This is a genomic window from Bradyrhizobium sp. ORS 285 (assembly GCF_900176205.1).
GTDB lineage: Bacteria > Pseudomonadota > Alphaproteobacteria > Rhizobiales > Xanthobacteraceae > Bradyrhizobium.
Genome location: NZ_LT859959.1, coordinates 273,080 through 291,139, shown reverse-complemented (window position 1 = coordinate 291,139; position 18,060 = coordinate 273,080). Strand labels below are relative to the sequence as shown.

Sequence of the window (18,060 nt, the reverse complement as noted above, 5' to 3'; positions counted from 1 at the left end):
AGCGCGCGCGGTGTGCGACATGACGGCAGGTTGGCAGCAACCAGGAAAGCCGGCTGAGCGGCATCTGACATGTCACGGCAGTGCTCGTCATCAGACGACAGGTCGGCCGGAGATCGGCCGCTAAGGGCCTCAGCAACCGACTGAATCTGCTGCAACGATGGTGCCGGAAGGAGAGCAAACTTCCGTCGTTCGCCGTGCAGTCTCGCGTAGTCCGGACGAGGGCCGCAGGCGGCAACTGCACGATCTGAGTCGTTCGGCCAACGAGCTCTTTCGTCGTCTAATCCGGCGCCAGACAAACGCCCGGAGTGCAAGGCGTACGCTCTTTGAGCATGGGGTTGCCCGGCACGGCATTCGACCGCAAATTGACCTTCGGTGTTATCAATAGCACCCAAATGGACGCCCGAGCAGGCGTTATCAATAGTGCTAACACTGGTGCTAGCAGCACTGCTAAGAGCCCCAAAGCCGCTGCGGCTCTGCTGCGGGTCAGACGGTTTCATTGCAAGTCGGCTGCAGATCGAGCGCATCACGACGGCTCCCTGGTCCACGCGGGAACCGCGCGTCCGACGACATCCGACATCGCCGTCAAACCGAAATACCGGCCGTCCAACGAGCTGTCCGACTGCCAATTCATCAGGAAGATCTGCCCGTCGCCGACGATGCGACATCCCTGCCAATCCGGAAGCGGACGACCATGGTGATCGTTCGATCGCGCGGCGCCGATTTCGACGCCATCCACGATGATCGCGAGTGCGCGGCGACAGACGGTTTGGCCGGGAAGGGCAAGGATCCGCTTCAGCATCGGCACGCCGACCGGCACCCCTGAGGACCGCCCACGCAAAGGCGGCGGGCGTCCAACGGGGCGGCGCTAACGGTGCCCGTTAGACAAAATCCGAAGGATTTTGCAGTTAGGTAAGTTAAGGGGCCGAAAAGCCAAGCGGACAGAGCGACTTAAGACCGATTTCGGTCCCCGATAGCACGAGGATCCGGTCCCCGATGGCACGAGCCTTCCGGTCCCCGATAGCACGAGCCAATTCACAGCTTGTCCCCCGCAGCGCTCGATGAGGGATGCCTAGCGAAGCGGCGCGCGACAGGGTCCGTGACGGCGGCCGTAAAGTTCAGCCGCTCGGTCCCGTTCGGATCGCGGGTGAGCACGAGCTCGTAGCCCGGCAATGTCTGACGGCGGACGATCTCGCGCAGGTCGTAGGCGAAATGTTTGAGCGGCGAGAGGCTGCCGGATTTGCGTCGTCGCCGAACTGCGGCCTTCAGCTGACAGGCCCGCCAGCTTGTTGATGTCGCGTGCTTGTTGAGGCGGTTGATGGCGGCAGTGGGGACAGAAACGATATTTGCCGCTGAAGAACCAGGCTGGCACCCCGTCGTCGCCGAGCGATCCATCAGGCTTCACTAAAAGGAGCTGCCCCTCATGCTTGCCGCGGTGTCCTCCCTTGAGGCGCTCCTGTCCGGCCGGCGTCGTTTCTTGCCAATCGTCCGGATAGTCAGCGACAGCGCCCCCGAACTGGAAATCGACGTTAACAGCGGGAACCAAGAAGCCCGCTCGCGAGCCGTCTGGTTCAGGGTCTTCTCTTGCCGGCTCATCGATAGCCCGCGCAAGAACGCGGACCCCATCCAGCGCGTTTTCGATGCGCACGCTATGATGCTCCTGACCACATTCTCGGCAGAAGAAGACTGGATATAGGCGTGCGTTTGGATCAGATGGATGAAAGACCTGCCCCTCCAACACGACACGCCGGCCGGTGGCAGGCTCTAGCGTTGCATAGGCGTGCCCGGCGCCGGAAATAAAGCGGTGAAGCTTGAACGCCAGGAATGCGCGGTCGCTGATGCCACCGCGAAGGTCCTCTCGACGCCCCATCAAAGACAGCATTCCGGCCAGAGCATTCCTGCATTCCCCAGAGGGACTCTTTGTCTGAGCTGCTAGCTTCTCAGTCGCTTCGCTTAACGTCATGGGTGGGCGACGGCGGAGCTTTTCACCTTCAGCGAGCCCAATCTCGGTTTCGATCCAGCAGGCAAGCGGATTGCCGTACAGCTCCTTGTCTTTGAGATCGGCGGGAATTGGCGCTCGAGCCGCGTCTACAAGCGATGCTCCGAGGCTCTTACTGTCGATCCGAGGATCCGTCGCCCGGGCAAGATTCTCATCGATGATCGAAGCCGGACTTAGTTCTTCGCCGAAAATGAGCTTGCCAACGCGCGCCACTGCACTTGCTCGCTCCATCTCGTCCTGCGCGCTCGACATCGTCGCCGACGTGCCGATGCACAGCAGCTTTCGCTCTTTGACAAGGCGGTCCTTGACGCGGCGCACCAGCATCGCGACGTCAGCTCCTTGTCGCCCGCGATATGTGTGCAATTCATCCAGCACCAAGAAATCCAAGCCGCACGCGTTGGCGATGACAGCACGATCGAGATCGTCCTGGCGCGTCATGAGCAGTTCGAGCATCATGAAGTTTGTGAGCAAAATGTCCGGCTTGGCCTTGGCGATGGCTTGTCGATCGGCATCGCTCTCCTGGCCTGTATAGCGACCAAAGGTCGGACGGAGCTCCTCTTCCACTCCCGAGCCGCCAATGAACTTTTCCAGCTCCTCAAGTTGGCTGTTGGCCAAAGCGTTCATCGGATAAATGATGATCGCGCGCGTCCGCTGAGCCTCGCCAGCGCGCCGCGCGCGCACGACCGCATCGACGATCGGCAAGAAGAAGCAGAGCGATTTTCCCGACCCTGTGCCGGTTGTTACGATGAAGCTTTCGCCGTTGCGGGCTTTCGCGACAGCACGCTCCTGATGGCGATGAAGCTTGATCGGCGCCCTATGCGGGCCACCTATGAATATCCTGCTGAGAGCTGGATCTAGCACACCCTGATCGACAAGTTGATCGACTGAATGACCAGCCTCGAAATGCGGATTGATTGTAATGAGAGGCTCGGGCCAAAAGCGCTGCTCTCGATAAGCAGCATCGACCTGCTTGCGAATTTCAGGCGCGCGGATCTCAGAGAATGAGCGAGCGAACGCTTCATATCTTTCTATCAAAGCGCCATCGAGTTTGAATATATCCACGACGCCAATCCTCTATTCATTCAACAATAAGATCGCCCACAATCTGAATTCGAACTATTGATTCGCACACTTTTAATGTGCAGGATATGGAAAATCGTTCATTTCAGATAAAGCTCAACAGCGATATTAGCCAACGGCATCGCAGAGTAGTAGCAGCCTGTGCGCAATCGTCGGGTTGACTAGTGTCCTGAACCAGAAGTTCGCAACATCAGGTCTTGTTTTTTCGGGGCATTGTAACGACAGAAGCGCTCGATGGAAGCAAGGATGTCGTCGGCGGATTTGGTCCATCGGAACGGTTTCGGATCGGCGTTGTGTCGTTCGATGAATGAGGCGATGTCTGCCCTGAGGGCGGCTACGCTGCGATAGACGCCGCGCCTGATCTTCTTATCGGTGAGGAGCGAGAAGAAGCGCTCCACCTGGTTGAGCCACGACGAACTGGTCGGGGTCAGGTGGACGTGCCAGCGCGGCCGTTTTACGAGCCATCTTTGGATCAATGGCGTCTTGTGCGTGGCGTAGTTATCCATGACCAAGTGAACGTCGAGCTCAGACGGCACTCTCGCTTCGATCTCGTCAAGGAACTTGCGGAACTCGGCTGCGCGATGGCGCCCGTAGCATTTGCCAATCACCCGTCCGGTCGCAATATCGAGGGCAGCGAACAGAGATGTGGTGCCATGCCTTTTGTCGTCATGGGTTCTTCGGGCTGCTTGGCCGGGACGCATCGGCAGCATCGGCTGGCTGCGGTCTAGCGCCTGGATTTGGGACTTCTCGTCCACACACAGAACGATGGCGTGCTCCGGCGGTGAGACGTAGAGGCCTACGACATCGCGCACCTTGGCCACGAAGTTCGGGTCGGTCGAGAGCTTGAACGTCTCCATCCGGTGCGGCTGGAGGCCGAAGGCCCGCCAGATGCGTCGTACCGTCGATACGGATAGGCCGCTCGCCTTCGCCATGTCCCGGGAGCTCCAGTGAGTGGCGTTCTCGGGGCAACTCTCCAACGTTCTCACGATCACGGCTTCGATGCGGGCGTCGTCAATCGTGCGAGGCGCGCCGGAGCGCGGTTCATCATGCAGCCCGGCCACGCGCTGCTCTACAAAACGCCGTCGCCACTTGCCTACTGTGCCCCGCTCCAGGCCTAGCTTCGCCGCCACGTCCGTGTTCTGACCGCCTTCCGCGCAGGTCAGCACGATCCGGGCTCTCAAAGCCAGCGCCTGCGCCGTCTTCCGCCGCTTCGTCAGCGACGTCAGTTCGGCGCGCTCGTCATCGCTCAATATCAGGGGGGAAAGGTGCTGGACAGCCATTGTAGCCTCCGTCGCTGTTTGCCTCAATTCTTGGCACAGCGACGCGAATCTACTGCGAATCTATGATTGCGAACTTGTGACTCGGGACACTAGATGCATTTCACCTCCGCCAGAAGCCCGGCCCGCGATGAGATTTGAATAGCCGCTAGAGACTGAATACTCGGGTCTCGGGAAGTCCACACAGACGCGCAGAGCTTAATTTCCGCCTGCGCATTATCGGTCGAAACTTGGTCCCGAACTGTTGATGAAACGCGCTCGCGCTTGAGACCGGCGGACCCTTTCAGGGCGGCACGAATGACAACCACTATTGTCCCGCGGCTTTTTGCGCCTGAGCTTCTAAGATCCATGCCTTCGTCGAAATGCTTGCCGGCGTCTACCAGTGCTCCATCGCCAAAGCTATCGCGCCTGCAACCTGCCTCCGTTCTGCCGTCCCCTGCCAAGCCCCCCCCCAACTAAAGCGACACCCGGCCTCGGCATCGACCAGGATCGTGTCCCATAGAGTGGTGTAGCTGGCATGGTGGATCACCGGGCGATTCCGGTGCGGGCCGAGCTCGTCAGCCTGCCACGGCGGGCAGGCCGGCAATGGGATCATCGCTCAAAGGCGCGATGGTTTCCAGCGTCATGTAGCGGGCGCGCTGGACGGCCCACTCGTCGTTCTGCTCGAGCAGGATCGCACCGACGAGACGGACGATTGCTTCCTCGTTTGGGAAGATGCCGACGACCTCGGTGCGGCGCTTGATCTCGCCATTGACCCTCTCGATTGGATTGGTCGAGTGCAGCTTGGCGCGGTGCTGTGCCGGGAAGCTCATATAGGCGAGCACGTCAGGCTCGGCCTCATCCATGAGGGCGGCGAGCTTGGGCACGTTGGGACGGATCTGGTCGGCGACCTTGCGCCATTGCGCCTTGGCTGCCTCGGCGTCGTCCTGGGAAGGCCGTGGCGATGAAGGCGGAGACCACGCGGCGCCCGCTCTTACCGGCATGAGCGAGAGCGTTGCGCATGAAGTGAACGCGACAACGCTGCCAGGTGGCATTGAGCACCTTGGCGACGGTGGCCTTGATGCCCTCGTGAGCATCCGAGATCACGAGCTTCACGCCACGCAGTCCACGGCGTGTGAGCTTGCGCAGGAACGCGGTCCAGAACGTCTCGGCCTCGGACGGGCCGACGTCCATGCCCAGCACCTCGCGCCTTCCGTCGCTGTTGACGCCGATCGCGACGATCACCGCGACCGAGACGATGCGCCCATTCTGGCGCACCTTCACGTAGGTGGCGTCGATCCACAGATACGGCCAGTCGCCTTCGATCGGACGGGCGAGAAAGGCCTTTACCTTGTCGTCGATCTCGCCACAGAGCCGGCTCACCTGGCTCTTGGAGATGCCGCTCATCCCCATCGCCTGCACGAGGTCGTCGACCGAACGGGTCGAGACGCCCTGGACGTAGGCTTCCTGGATCACGGCGGTCAGCGCCTTCTCGGCCATCCGGCGCGGCTCCAGGAAGCCCGGGAAGTAGCTTCCCTTGCGCAGCTTGGGAACGCGCAGCTCGACCGAACCGGCCCGCGTCTCCCAGGTCCGGTCACGGTAGCCGTTGCGCTGCGCCAGACGCTCGGAGCTCTTCTCGCCATAGGCCGCCCCGGTCAGCCCGGCGACTTCCATCTCCATCAACCGCTGCGCTGCAAAGCCGATCATCTCGCGCAGAAGATCCGCGTCCGGGGCCTTCTCCACGAGTGCGCGAAGGTTCATCATCTCGTCGGTCATCGGTGGTTCCTCGAATCAGGTTGGTGTCAGCAACCCGACCCTACCGGGCAATCGCCGGTGACCACCGCAAAGCCGTCCACCCACTACAGCGCTATGGGGGAGCGCGCGGGCGGACGGCTTTGCTCTACCGAGCTACACCACGCCCGGGGACACGACCATCGACCACCAGGGTAAAGGCGACGTCGGCGCGGTCCATCTTCGCGACAAGCGTCATGGGAATTTAACGACCGAAAAGAAAGAGGCACCCGCAGGAGGGTCAGCATAGCGGCCGCCGCGTCAGCGGTGGGACCCGGGACCGAGTGCAGTCGCGAGACCGGTTAACAAGGCACCCGCGTTTGGGACAGCGCTAGCGGTGCCGCAAAAACGGCAGTCCCGAACGCGAGCGCCTCCGGCGAGAGACACCAGGAAGCCTCTCTATCGGCTAAGCGCCAAAGTTTACGCCGAGCGTAAAACCGTTTGAAAAACCGTTTTAGTTTCAAAAACTCAAACGGTGATTTTGGCTAAGTGCTTGATTTAAATGGCGCGCCCGGAACGATTCGAACGTCCGACCCTCAGATTCGTAGTCTGATGCTCTATCCAGCTGAGCTACGGGCGCGTTTTTCGCTTTTGGCAGGCTCCAGGCCAGAACGGCCGGATCCCGGAAGGCCGGAGCGGCAAATGCCGGCAGGCCTCGCGAAGGGCCTCTGACTAACGGCTCGGAGGCCGCTTGGCAAGGCTGCAGCGGGACATTTTGTGACCCTTTTTTGGGGGTGGCTCCGGCGACCGCCCAGGGGGCCGGATTGCGATTGAGGATGCTCGGGGATTGAGAACGCTTGGGTTTGAGAACCGTAAGGCTTCGATCAGGCGCTGGCGCGCTCGTTCCAGAACGTCTGGAGTTCGACCGGGCGGTCGGGAATCGTGATCCGGAAGGTCGCGCCCAGGGTGCCTTCGACCAGCTGGATGTCGCCGTCATGGGCGCGCACGAGCTCGGCCGCGATTGCAAGGCCCAGCCCCGAGCCGCCCGGACGACCGGCGCCGCGAAACGCCTCGAACAGGTGCTCCCGCACCTTGGCCGGCACGCCGGGGCCGGTATCGGACACCTCGAGAATGGTCACCGCGCCCTCGCGGCGGCCGGTAATGCGGATCTGGCGCACGCCCTCGTCGGCTGCGAGGCTGTCCAAGGCCTGTGCGGCATTGCGCACCAGGTTGAGCAGCACGCGGAACAGCTGGTCCGGATCGGCGTCGATCTTCAGCCCGCGCTCGATCGCGGCGATCCAGGTGATCGAGGCATCCGGCGACAATCCCGCGGTCTCGCGCACCTCGGCCACCACCGATTCCACGGCGACCATGCGGCGGTCCGGCGCCGGCTCCTGCACCTTGCCGTAGGACAGCGTCGATTGGCAGAACGCGATGGCGCGCTCCAGCGAACGCATCAGCTTCGGCGCGAAGCGCTGCACCCGCGGATCCGGCACGCTGGCAAGCTGGTCCGACAACAGCTGTGACGAGGCCAGCAGGTTGCGCAAATCGTGGTTGATCTTCGACACGGCGAGGCCGAGCGCGGCGAGCCGGCTCTTCTGATGCAGCATCGAGACGAGGTCGCGCTGCATGTCGGCGAGCTCGCGCTCGGCAACCCCGATCTCGTCGGAGCGCTGGCTCGGCACGATGATTCGCGCCGCGCTCTCGGGATTTTCGTGGAAGCCGACGAGGCTCGCGGTCAGCCGCCGCATCGGCCGCACGAACAGATAATGCAGGGCCAGATAGACCAGCGCCGCCGTCAGCATCGCGAGCAGCAAGGAGACGCCGAGCAGGTTGCGCGAGAAGCGATACATCGCCCTGCGCAGCGGCTTCTCGTCGGTCACGACCTCGATGAATTGCGCGCGGCCCGGCGACGGTCCGATCACGCGCATGGTGTGATCGCCGGTCTCCGTCATCATCTTCAGCGAGTTCACGATCGACGACCACACGGTCATGTCGCGCATGTCGTAGTCATGATCGATCGAAGCCGGCAGATCGGCGCTGGCGAGCAGACGGCGCTGCTGGCCCATCTTGATGGCGACGCCGCGCGCGTTGATCGAGGTCAGGATCTGGCGCGCCAGGGAATCCGGCACCATGCCGGAGGGCGCAGCGTCGAGCACCAGCGCGGCGGTATTGGCGGCGGCCAGGCGGTCGTTAAGCCGGTTGGTCCAGAAGTTCGCGATCGCGGGCACGTAAACGAGGACGGCCGCGATCATCACCAGCGGAATCGTCAGCAGCAGCAGTTTTCCGGACAGACCGAGGCGGCGCGACCGCTTCGGTCGCAGGCGCTCCAGGATCGGCTGGTTGTCGCTCTCTGTCACGTATCGCCCTTGTAAGAGACACCCCCACCCTTACGGCTCCGCAAGATGGGACTGCACCGGAGTCCGGTCAAATTACGGATCGCTCATGTTGAGGTTTCCAAATCGTTAATAATGGAACCCAGAATTGCGCGATCTGATCGTGCTTGGCCTCACCCAGTCATTCGTCTGGCGCTCCTCCGGCGTCGCGGCCTTGTACGCTATTGATCCGGTCAGATGACCGGACGCTGACCAGCATCCATGACCAAGGCGTTTACGCCGCCTGTTTCAGCCGTCTGTTTCATGCGTCGTTCGCGCGCCGGTCGGACGTCTTGCCGCGATTGACGAAGGCCGGACGCTCCCTTATAAGCCGCGCCAACCGTCCGCGATGACCCGGCTCGCCCGGGAGCGGCTCGATTTCTGGGCCGGCAGCGGTCCACTTTGGGCCCGAAAGCATCACCGGACATCAATCGACAATTCAAGCCGGCAAGTTGTCAACTGGCAAATTGCCCGTGAGCGGAGAACGACCGTGAAGCGGACTTATCAACCCAGCAAACTGGTGCGCAAGCGCCGTCACGGCTTCCGCGCCCGCCTCGCCACCACCGGCGGCCGCAAGGTCCTTGCCGCGCGTCGCGCCCGGGGCCGCAAGCGTCTCAGCGCCTGAAGCCAGGGCGTCCGTCCCGGAGATTTCCATCATGGATCGGCTGCGGCAGCGGGCGGACTTTCTCGCCGTTGCCGATGGCGTGCGGGCGAACAGCCCTGCCTTCGTGGTCCAGCGCCGTGAGCGCGCGGACCAGGGCCCGATCCGGATCGGCTTTACCGTCACCAAGAAGAATGGCACCGCCACGGAGCGTAATCGCATCCGTCGGCGGTTGCGCGAGCTTGTGAAACGGATCGATCCCCTGTCGATGCGCCCGCACACCGACTATGTGCTGGTCGGCCGGCGGGACGCGCTGTCACGCGACTTCGATATCATGCTCGCCGACCTCCAGGCGACGCTCCGCCGCCTCGACCGGCCGCAGGCCAAGCAGCAGGTCAAGCCGCAGCCGCATGTTAAGCCGCAGTTGCGCAAGACCTCGGATGCGAGCAGGCGAAACGCTCCCGCGCCGGACGCGCATTCCCGTGAAACCGGATTGAACGACGAGACGATAAGAAAACGATGACCGACAATCGCAACACCATTCTCGCCGTCATTTTGTCCGGCCTCGTGCTGATCCTGTGGCAGGTCTTCTACAACGGCCCGCAGATGGAGAAGCAGCGCGCGCAGGCGCAGATGCAGGCTGAGCTCGCCAAGAAGCAGGCGCCGGCCGCGCAGCCCGACAGCACCGCGCCGTCGGCCACGCCGCAGCCGAATGCCTCAGCCTCCGGCAGCCCGAGCGCTCCGGGCGGCGCCGTGACCAACGCCGGCGTGATGCCGCGCGACACCGCCATCGCGGCCAACCCGCGCGTCAAGATCGATACGCCGCGGCTGAGTGGCAGCATCTCGCTGAAGGGTGCGCGCATCGACGATCTCGCCTTCGTCCAGTACCGCGAGACGGTCGACCCGAAGTCGCCGGCGATCGTGCTGTTCTCGCCGTCGAACACGGCCGAGCCCTATTACGCCGAGTTCGGCTGGGTCAACGCCGCCGGCGCCAAGATGCAGGTGCCCGACCAGAACACGGTCTGGCAGCAGGACGGCTCGAATGCGCTGACACCGTCGACCCCGGTCAAGCTGACCTATACGAATGGCGATGGCCTGACCTTTCAGCGCACCATCAGCGTCGACGATCATTATCTCTTCACCATCAAGGATGACGTCACCAACGCCGGCAATGCGCCGGTGACGCTGTATCCCTACGGCCTGATCTCGCGCCACGGCACCCCGCACGTGTCGGGCTATTACATCCTGCATGAAGGCCTGATCGGCTATCTCGGCGAGAAGGGCCTGCAGGAGTTCACCTACAAGAAGATGGATGACGAGAAGGCGGCGAAGTTCGACGTCACCAATGGCTGGCTCGGCATCACCGACAAATATTGGGCAACGGCACTGTTGCCGATGACGGATGCCCGCCTGACGGCGAACTATTCGTCGAAGCTGGTGGACAACCAGCATCGCTACCAGACCGACTATGTCGAGACCCCGCAGACGGTCCCCGCCGGCGGCTCGGCCTCGGTCTCAACCCGGCTGTTCGCCGGCGCCAAGGAAGCCGGCGTCGTCGGCATCAATTTCCCGATCGGCGGTCTCGGCGGCTACAACCAGAAGCTCGGGCTCAACCATTTCGATCTGCTGATCGACTGGGGCTGGTTCTACTTCCTGACCAAGCCGATGTTCCTGGCGCTCGACTTCTTCTTCCGCTTCTTCGGCAATTTCGGCGTCTCGATCCTGCTGGTGACGGTGCTGGTGAAGCTGCTGTTCTTCCCGCTCGCCAACAAGTCCTACGCCTCGATGGCCAAGATGAAGGCGATCCAGCCGCAGCTGCAGGCGCTGAAGGAGCGCTATCCGGACGACCGGATGAAGCAGCAGCAGGAGATGATGGAGATCTACAAGAAGGAAAAGATCAACCCGGTCGCCGGCTGTCTGCCGGTCGTGCTGCAGATCCCGGTGTTCTTCTCGCTCTACAAGGTTCTCTTCGTCACCATCGAGATGCGGCACGCGCCGTTCATCGGCTGGATCAAGGACCTCTCGGCGCCGGATCCGACCAACCTGTTCACGCTGTTCGGCCTGATCCCGTTCGATCCGACGCAGCTGCCGCTGTTCGGCCATTACCTCGCGCTCGGCATCTGGCCGATCATCATGGGCATCACGATGTGGTTCCAGATGAAGCTGAATCCGACGCCGCCGGATCCGACCCAGGCGATGATCTTCAACTGGATGCCGCTGATCTTCACCTTCATGCTCGCGGGCTTCCCGGCCGGCCTCGTGATCTACTGGGCCTGGAACAACACGCTGTCGGTGCTGCAGCAGGGCTTCATCATGCGCCGCAACGGCGTGAAGGTGGAGCTGTTCGACAACATCAAAGGCACGTTCAAGAAGAAGCCGGCGTGACGACGAGTAAGGCCGCTTGAGAAAGTCGGCGGCGCCATTGGCGACCGTCATTGCGAGGAGCGCAGCGACGAAGCAATCCAGAGTCCTTGCTCAGCCCTGGATTGCTTCGCTTCGCTCGCAATGACGAGGCGAGAGCACTCATGACCACCAGCGCCGATGCGGATGAGCGCCTGATCGAGAAGGGCCGCAAGCTGTTCGCGCAGGCGTGGCGATTCACCCATGCTTCGCCGTCGATCGCGAGCCTGCCGCCGATGTCCGGGCAGATCGAGATCGCCTTTGCCGGCCGCTCCAATGTCGGCAAGTCCAGCCTGATCAATGCGCTGACCGGCCAGAATGCGCTGGCACGCACCTCGCACACGCCCGGCCGCACCCAGGAGCTGATCTTCTTCGAGGGACCGGCGAATGCGTCGCTGCGCCTGGTCGACATGCCCGGCTACGGCTATGCCGCCGCGGCGAAGACCAAGGTCGCGTCCTGGACCGAGCTGATCCACCAATTCCTGCTCGGACGCACCTCGCTCGCGCGCGTCTATGTGCTGATCGACGCCCGTCATGGGCTGAAGGAGGTCGATCAGGAGATCCTCAAGACGCTCGACAAGTCGGCCGTCAGCTACCAGCTGGTCCTGACCAAGGCCGATCAGATCAAGCCCGCCGAGCTGGCTGGCCGCATCACCGAAACCGAGGCCGCGCTCGCCAAGCATCCGGCGGCATTCCCGCAGGTGCTCGCAACCTCGTCGCGCTCCGGCACGGGCATGCCGGAGCTGCGCGCGGCCATGGTGCGCCTGCTCGAGGAGCGCGGCGCATGAGTGCGCTGTGGCGCATCCTCATTGCGCTGGCCGGGCTGATGGGCGCTGCCGGCGTGGCGCTGGCCGCCAAGGCCGCGCATGATGCCGATGCAGCGCGGCTCGCGACCGCCTCGACGATGCTTTTGTTCCATGCCTGCGCCCTGCTCGGCACCGTCGCGCTGGCCGAGCGCGGCATCGTTGCCAGGCGCATCGGCCTGATCGCTGCGATCGGCCTGGTGCTCGGTGCGGCTCTCTTCTGCGGCGATCTCATGATGCGACAATTCGCGGGCGAGCGGCTGTTTCCGTTCGCCGCGCCGACCGGCGGCATGTCCCTGATCGGCAGCTGGCTGGTGCTCGCCCTCGCCGCGCTCTGGCCGCGCCGGGCCTGATCCGGCGCTTTGCGCGCGCCCGGCAATCGGATAGAACCGCGCCCGACGTTCCGACAGCCGAGATCCCCCAGACATGACCGACGCGACCACCATCAGCCCGCTCGATCAGGCCAGAATCCTGTCCGAAGCGCTGCCGCACATGCAGGAGTATGACGATGAAACCATCGTCATCAAATATGGCGGCCACGCCATGGGCGACGAAGAGACCGCAAAGGCCTTCGCGCGCGACATTGTCCTGCTCGAGCAGACCGCGATCAATCCGGTGGTCGTGCATGGCGGTGGGCCGCAGATCGCGACCATGCTCAAGCGCCTGGGCATCGTCTCCGAATTCGCCGCCGGCCTGCGCATCACCGATGCAGCGACCATCGAGATCGTCGAGATGGTGCTGGCCGGCTCGATCAACAAGCAGCTGGTCGGCTACATCAACGAGGCCGGCGGCAAGGCCGTCGGCCTGTGCGGCAAGGACGGCAACATGGTGCGCGCCGTCAAGGCGACCCGCACCATGGTCGATCCGGACAGCCATATCGAGAAGGTGGTCGATCTCGGCTTCGTCGGCGAACCCGACAAGGTCGATCTCACGCTGCTCAATCAGCTGATCGGCTATGAGCTGATCCCGATCCTCGCGCCGCTGGCGACCTCGAAGGAGGGCCAGACCTTCAACGTCAACGCCGATACCTTCGCCGGCGCCGTCGCGGGTGCGCTGAAGGCCAAGCGGCTGCTGCTGCTGACCGACGTGCCGGGCGTGCTCGACAAGTCGAAGAAGCTGATCCCGGAAATCTCGATCAAGGATGCGCGCAAGCTGATCGCCGACGGCACCATCTCCGGCGGCATGATCCCGAAGGTCGAGACCTGCATCTACGCGCTCGAGCAGGGCGTGCAGGGCGTCGTGATCCTCGACGGCAAGGTGCCGCACGCCGTGCTGCTCGAGCTGTTCACCAACCAGGGCACGGGCACGCTGATCCACAAGTGATGGACACGGTCGCCACACAGCCAGCTCTCGTCATGCCCGGGCTTGACCCGGGCATCCACGAAGCTCTCTCCCGTGGCGAAGGCGTGGATGGCCGGGTCAAGCCCGGCCATGACGACGGAGAGAGAGTTGGGCGCCCAAAATCTCTCCGGACGCGTTTCGCTGTCATCCTGGCTGCGCTTCTTCTTCCGCTTCTCGCCGCCGCCACCCCTGCCCGCGCCGATCTCAAGCTCTGCAACCGCATGAGCTACGTCGTCGAGGCCGCGATCGGCATCGACGAGAAGGCGGCGACCGCGACGCGCGGCTGGTTCAGGCTCGATCCCGCAACCTGCCGCGTGGTTCTGCAGGGCACGATGACGGCCGATCGCATCCTGCTGCATGCGCGTGCGCTCAGCCTGTATGGCGCTTCGCCAATCGCCGAGAACGGCAATGACCAACTGTGCGTGGCCGCATCCGACAATTTCGTCATCGCCGCCGCGCGGCAGTGCCGTACCGGGCAGACGCCGGCGGCGTTCACGCAGGTGACGCCGACCAAGACCGACGACGGCACGTTGATCGCCTATCTCGCCGAGAGTGCCGAGTATGATGACGAGCAGGCGCGGCTCGCCGGCATCCAGCGGCTGCTTGGCATCGCAGGCTACGACGCCTCGCCGATCGACGGCGTCGACGGGCCGAAGACGCAGGCCGCGCTCGCCGCGTTCCTGAAGAGCCGGGGGCTGGCATCCGATGTCGTCTCGCAACCGAGCTTCTTCGCCACGATGGTCGACGCCGTGCAGACTCCCTCCCCGGTCGGGCTGACCTGGTGCAACGACACGCCACACAAGGTGATGGCGGCGGTCGGCACCGATGACGGCCGCACCGTGGTCAGCCGCGGCTGGTATCGCATCGACGCCGGCAAGTGCCTGCATCCCGACATCACCGGACAGCCGAAGAAGGTCTACAGCTTTGCGGAAGCGGTCGACGACGAGAACCGCGCCATCAAGCTGAAGAACAAGCCGCTGAACTGGGGCGGCCTGGTGCAGCTCTGCACCCGCGAGAACAAGTTCGAGACCACCGAACAGGGCGATTGCCCGAGCCGCGGCTTCACCGCGACCGGCTTCACCGCCGTCGACATCACCCGCGGCGGCAAGACGCTGCGCTTTGCGTTGCCGTGATGGGCCTGTTGATGTTGCCCGGAACGACGCCAAGAACTCAGCCGTCATCCCGGCGAACGCCGGGATCCATAACCACCGTCCGTGGTGAAGGCCACCGGCGTCAGCCATCCTGCCACAAGCGACATCACGCGGTAGGGGTCCCGGCGTTCGCCGGGACGACAGCGGAGGTTGATGCCCCAGCCGGGCATGACCTCAGGCAGAATGGATCGAGGCAACAATGACAAAATCACCCCGCGCCTTCGATCACGTCCACACCTGGGTGTTCGATCTCGACAACACGCTGTATCCGCATCACGTCAATCTGTGGCAGCAGGTCGATGCGCGGATCGGCGAGTTCGTGTCCAATTGGCTGAAGGTCGATGCCGACGAGGCGCGGCGGATTCAGAAGGACTACTACAAGCGCTACGGCACGACGATGCGCGGCATGATGACCGAGCACGGCGTGCATGCCGACGACTTCCTCGCCTACGTGCACAAGATCGACCACTCGCCGCTGGAGCCCAATCCGGCGATGGGGGCTGCGATCGAGCAGCTGCCCGGACGCAAGCTGATCCTGACCAACGGCTCGGTCGACCATGTCGACGCCGTGCTGGCGCGGCTCGGCATTCGCGATCACTTCCACGGCGTGTTCGACATCAAGGCCGCCGAGCTGACGCCGAAGCCCGCGCGCGAGACCTACGATAAATTCCTCGGGCTGCACGGCGTCGATCCGACGCGGGCGGCGATGTTCGAGGACCTCGCCCGCAATCTCGTGGTGCCGCACGACCTCGGCATGACCACCGTGCTGGTGGTGCCCGACGGCAGCAAGGAAGTGGTGCGCGAGGACTGGGAGCTGTCAGGGCGAGATGATCCGCATGTGGATCATGTGACGGATGATCTGACGGGGTTCTTGCAGCGGCTGGTCTCCGCGTAGCCTGCTTTGCGTCGTCCCGGACAAGCGGAGCGCCACGCTGTCCGTTCATGCGAAGGCTCGCTCGCGCGAGCGCCGATCCGGGACCCATAGCCACAGGAAGATGTGCTGGGCACATCCTGAGCCACCTGCGTGCCCAACACATCTCCCTGTGGCTATGGGTCCCGGGTCAAGCCCGGGACGACACCGAATTTGGCGGACCGCCGTCTCGCCTCATCACCAGCGTGGCGCTCCGCTTGTCCGGGACGACGGCGGTGGATGCCTTGACTCCCCTGCCCCAAACCCGGAAAAAGCCGCCCTGCCCCCAGCTTCTAAACGTCTATCCCGGTCGGCCCGGGACCAAGCGAGGATCGACCGATGTCACTGTCCGCCCTGGAATCCACCATCAACAGCGCCTTCGATGCCCGTGATGGCGTCTCGACCTCGACCAAGGGCGAGGTGCGCGACGCCGTGGAGAGCGCGCTGGAGCTGCTCGACAAGGGCGAGGCTCGCGTCGCTGAGCGTGCTGCTGACGGCAAGTGGAGCGTCAACCAGTGGCTGAAGAAGGCCGTGTTGCTGTCGTTCCGCCTCAACGACATGAGCGTCATTCCAGGCGGTCCCGGCCAGGCGTCGTGGTGGGACAAGGTGCCGTCGAAGTTCGAGGGCTGGGGCGAGAACCGTTTCCGCGATGCCGGCTTCCGCGCGGTGCCGGGCGCGATCGTGCGCCGCTCGGCCTTCATCGCCAAGAACGTCGTGCTGATGCCGTCCTTCGTCAATCTCGGCGCCTATGTCGATGAGGCCACCATGGTCGACACCTGGTCGACGGTCGGCTCCTGCGCCCAGATCGGCAAGCGCGTGCACATCTCCGGCGGCGTCGGCATCGGCGGCGTGCTGGAGCCGTTGCAGGCAGGTCCCGTCATCATCGAGGATGACTGCTTCATCGGCGCGCGCTCGGAGGTCGCCGAGGGCGTCATCGTGCGCAAGGGCGCGGTGCTGGCGATGGGTGTGTTCCTGGGCGCCTCGACCAAGATCGTCGATCGCGAGACCGGCGAGACCTTCGTCGGCGAGGTGCCGGAGTATGCGGTGGTGGTGCCGGGCGCGCTGCCGGGCAAGCCCATGAAGAACGGCCAGATCGGCCCCTCGACCGCCTGCGCCGTGATCGTCAAGCGCGTCGACGAGCGCACCCGCTCGAAGACCTCGATCAACGAGCTGCTGCGCGACTGATCGTCCGGCCCCGGGCGGCCGCACTAGCCGCCGCCCGAACGGCCATGATAAGCGGAGGGCATGACCGATGCCCTCACCATCACCCGCGACCTGATCCGCTGCCCCTCCGTCACCCCGGCCGACGCCGGGGCGCTCGGCGTGCTCGAAGCCCTGCTGAGGGACGCCGGTTTCACCACCCATCGGGTGACGTTCTCGGAGGCGGGCACCGCCGACATCGACAATCTCTACGCCCGGATCGGCAGCGAAGGGCCGCACATCACCTTCGCCGGCCATACCGACGTGGTGCCGCCGGGTGACGAGGCGGCATGGAGCCTTGGCGCATTCTCGGGCGAGGTGAAGGACGGCTACATCTATGGCCGCGGCGCCGTCGACATGAAGGGCGGCATCGCCTGCAGCGTCGCGGCGGCGCTCGCCTATCTCAGCGACAATGGCGGGCAGCCGAAGGGGTCGATCTCGTTCCTCATCACGGGCGACGAGGAGGACGTCTCGATCAACGGCACCATCAAGCTGCTGCAATGGGCCGCCGAACGCGGCGAGCGCTTCGACCATTGCGTGCTCGGCGAGCCGTCCAACCAGGAGGTCATGGGCGACTGCATCAAGATCGGCCGCCGCGGCTCGCAGTCCGGCACCCTGGTCGTCGAAGGCAAGCAGGGCCACGTCGCCTATCCGCACCGCGCCTCCAACCCGGTGCCCGACATCTCGCGCCTGATCGTGGCGCTGTCGGACGAGCCGCTGGACAATGGCAGCGCGCAATTCCAGCCGTCGAATCTCGAATTCACCACGGTCGATGTGGGAAACACTGCGACCAACGTCATCGCGGGCTTGGCGCGGGCAAAGTTCAACATTCGCTACAACGACTGCCATACGCAGGAGTCGCTGCGAGCGCTGGTCGAGGCGCGGCTGGCGAAAGCCTGTGGCAACCGCATCCGCGCCCATATCGACTGGCTGCCGTCGAACTCCAACGTGTTCCTGACCAAGCCGGGTCCGTTCACCGATCTCGCGGTCGCCGCCATCGAAGAGGTGACGGGCCGCAAGCCGGAGCTGTCGACGACCGGCGGCACCTCGGACGCCCGCTTCATCTCGAGCTACTGCCCAGTGATCGAGTTCGGCCTGGTCGGCCAGACCATGCATCAGATCGACGAGCGCGCCTCGGTCGCCGATATCGCGACCCTGACGAAGATCTATCGCGGCATTCTCGATCGCTATTTCGCGTGAGCGGCGCGCCTGATTC

At 63.9% G+C, this 18,060-nt stretch carries 12 protein-coding genes, 1 tRNA gene and 4 pseudogenes; 10 read left to right on the top strand and 7 right to left on the bottom strand.

Annotation, left to right across the window (positions count from 1 at the left end):
• Positions 1–523: 523 nt before the first annotated feature.
• The 7 genes and pseudogenes from BRAD285_RS01295 to BRAD285_RS01260 form a co-directional block, all read right to left on the bottom strand.
• A pseudogene (locus BRAD285_RS01295) lies at positions 524–817 on the bottom strand (S26 family signal peptidase); the annotation flags it as partial.
• 215 nt (positions 818–1,032) lie between these two features.
• A pseudogene (locus BRAD285_RS01290) lies at positions 1,033–1,239 on the bottom strand (RepA replication protein); the annotation flags it as partial.
• 1,051 nt (positions 1,240–2,290) lie between these two features.
• Positions 2,291–2,857: pseudogene (locus BRAD285_RS36040) on the bottom strand (DEAD/DEAH box helicase); the annotation flags it as partial.
• 380 nt (positions 2,858–3,237) lie between these two features.
• Positions 3,238–4,356 (bottom strand): IS630 family transposase, encoded by a 1,119-nt coding sequence (locus BRAD285_RS01280; RefSeq protein WP_035646847.1) that lies wholly within the window; start codon positions 4,354–4,356, stop codon positions 3,238–3,240.
• A gap of 554 nt (positions 4,357–4,910) precedes the next feature.
• Positions 4,911–6,108 (bottom strand): annotated as a pseudogene (locus BRAD285_RS01270) (IS256 family transposase).
• A gap of 518 nt (positions 6,109–6,626) precedes the next feature.
• A tRNA-Arg gene (locus tag BRAD285_RS01265) sits at positions 6,627–6,703 on the bottom strand.
• A gap of 244 nt (positions 6,704–6,947) precedes the next feature.
• Positions 6,948–8,423, bottom strand: coding sequence for a sensor histidine kinase (locus BRAD285_RS01260; protein ID WP_006609583.1), 1,476 nt, complete (start codon positions 8,421–8,423; stop codon positions 6,948–6,950).
• A gap of 505 nt (positions 8,424–8,928) precedes the next feature.
• On the opposite strand from BRAD285_RS01260, the gene rpmH reads away from it, so the two are divergent.
• The 10 genes from rpmH (at position 8,929) to dapE (ending at position 18,044) form a co-directional block, all read left to right on the top strand.
• Positions 8,929–9,063, top strand: a complete 135-nt coding sequence (gene rpmH / locus BRAD285_RS01255; protein WP_006609582.1) for a 50S ribosomal protein L34 — start codon at positions 8,929–8,931, stop codon at positions 9,061–9,063.
• A gap of 31 nt (positions 9,064–9,094) precedes the next feature.
• Positions 9,095–9,562 carry a ribonuclease P protein component gene (gene rnpA / locus BRAD285_RS01250; protein WP_006609581.1) on the top strand — a complete coding sequence of 156 codons (468 nt, stop codon included), beginning with the start codon at positions 9,095–9,097 and terminating at the stop codon, positions 9,560–9,562.
• A complete protein-coding gene (yidC, locus tag BRAD285_RS01245) occupies positions 9,559–11,424 on the top strand; it encodes a membrane protein insertase YidC (protein ID WP_006609580.1) in 1,866 nt (621 codons plus the stop codon). Before rnpA ends, yidC begins: the two co-directional genes overlap by 4 nt.
• A gap of 140 nt (positions 11,425–11,564) precedes the next feature.
• Entirely contained in the window at positions 11,565–12,227 is a 663-nt protein-coding gene (yihA, locus tag BRAD285_RS01240) for a ribosome biogenesis GTP-binding protein YihA/YsxC (RefSeq protein WP_006609579.1), read from the top strand.
• Positions 12,224–12,595, top strand: coding sequence for a DUF423 domain-containing protein (locus tag BRAD285_RS01235; protein ID WP_006609578.1), 372 nt, complete (start codon positions 12,224–12,226; stop codon positions 12,593–12,595). The genes yihA and BRAD285_RS01235 overlap by 4 nt, the downstream gene beginning before the upstream one ends.
• 73 nt (positions 12,596–12,668) lie before the next feature.
• Positions 12,669–13,565: an acetylglutamate kinase gene (gene argB, locus BRAD285_RS01230; protein ID WP_006609577.1), complete on the top strand. Its 897-nt coding sequence runs from the start codon at positions 12,669–12,671 to the stop codon at positions 13,563–13,565.
• An 83-nt stretch (positions 13,566–13,648) separates the two neighbouring features.
• Entirely contained in the window at positions 13,649–14,716 is a 1,068-nt protein-coding gene (locus BRAD285_RS01225) for a DUF1036 domain-containing protein (RefSeq protein ID WP_006609576.1), read from the top strand.
• Between the two features lie 217 nt (positions 14,717–14,933).
• Positions 14,934–15,629: a pyrimidine 5'-nucleotidase gene (locus BRAD285_RS01220; protein ID WP_006609575.1), complete on the top strand. Its 696-nt coding sequence runs from the start codon at positions 14,934–14,936 to the stop codon at positions 15,627–15,629.
• Positions 15,630–15,983: 354 nt separating this feature from the next.
• Positions 15,984–16,829, top strand: a complete 846-nt coding sequence (gene dapD, locus BRAD285_RS01215) for a 2,3,4,5-tetrahydropyridine-2,6-dicarboxylate N-succinyltransferase (RefSeq protein ID WP_006609574.1) — start codon at positions 15,984–15,986, stop codon at positions 16,827–16,829.
• A gap of 60 nt (positions 16,830–16,889) precedes the next feature.
• Positions 16,890–18,044, top strand: a complete 1,155-nt coding sequence (gene dapE, locus BRAD285_RS01210; protein WP_006609573.1) for a succinyl-diaminopimelate desuccinylase — start codon at positions 16,890–16,892, stop codon at positions 18,042–18,044.
• The last annotated feature ends 16 nt before the right edge of the window (positions 18,045–18,060 follow it).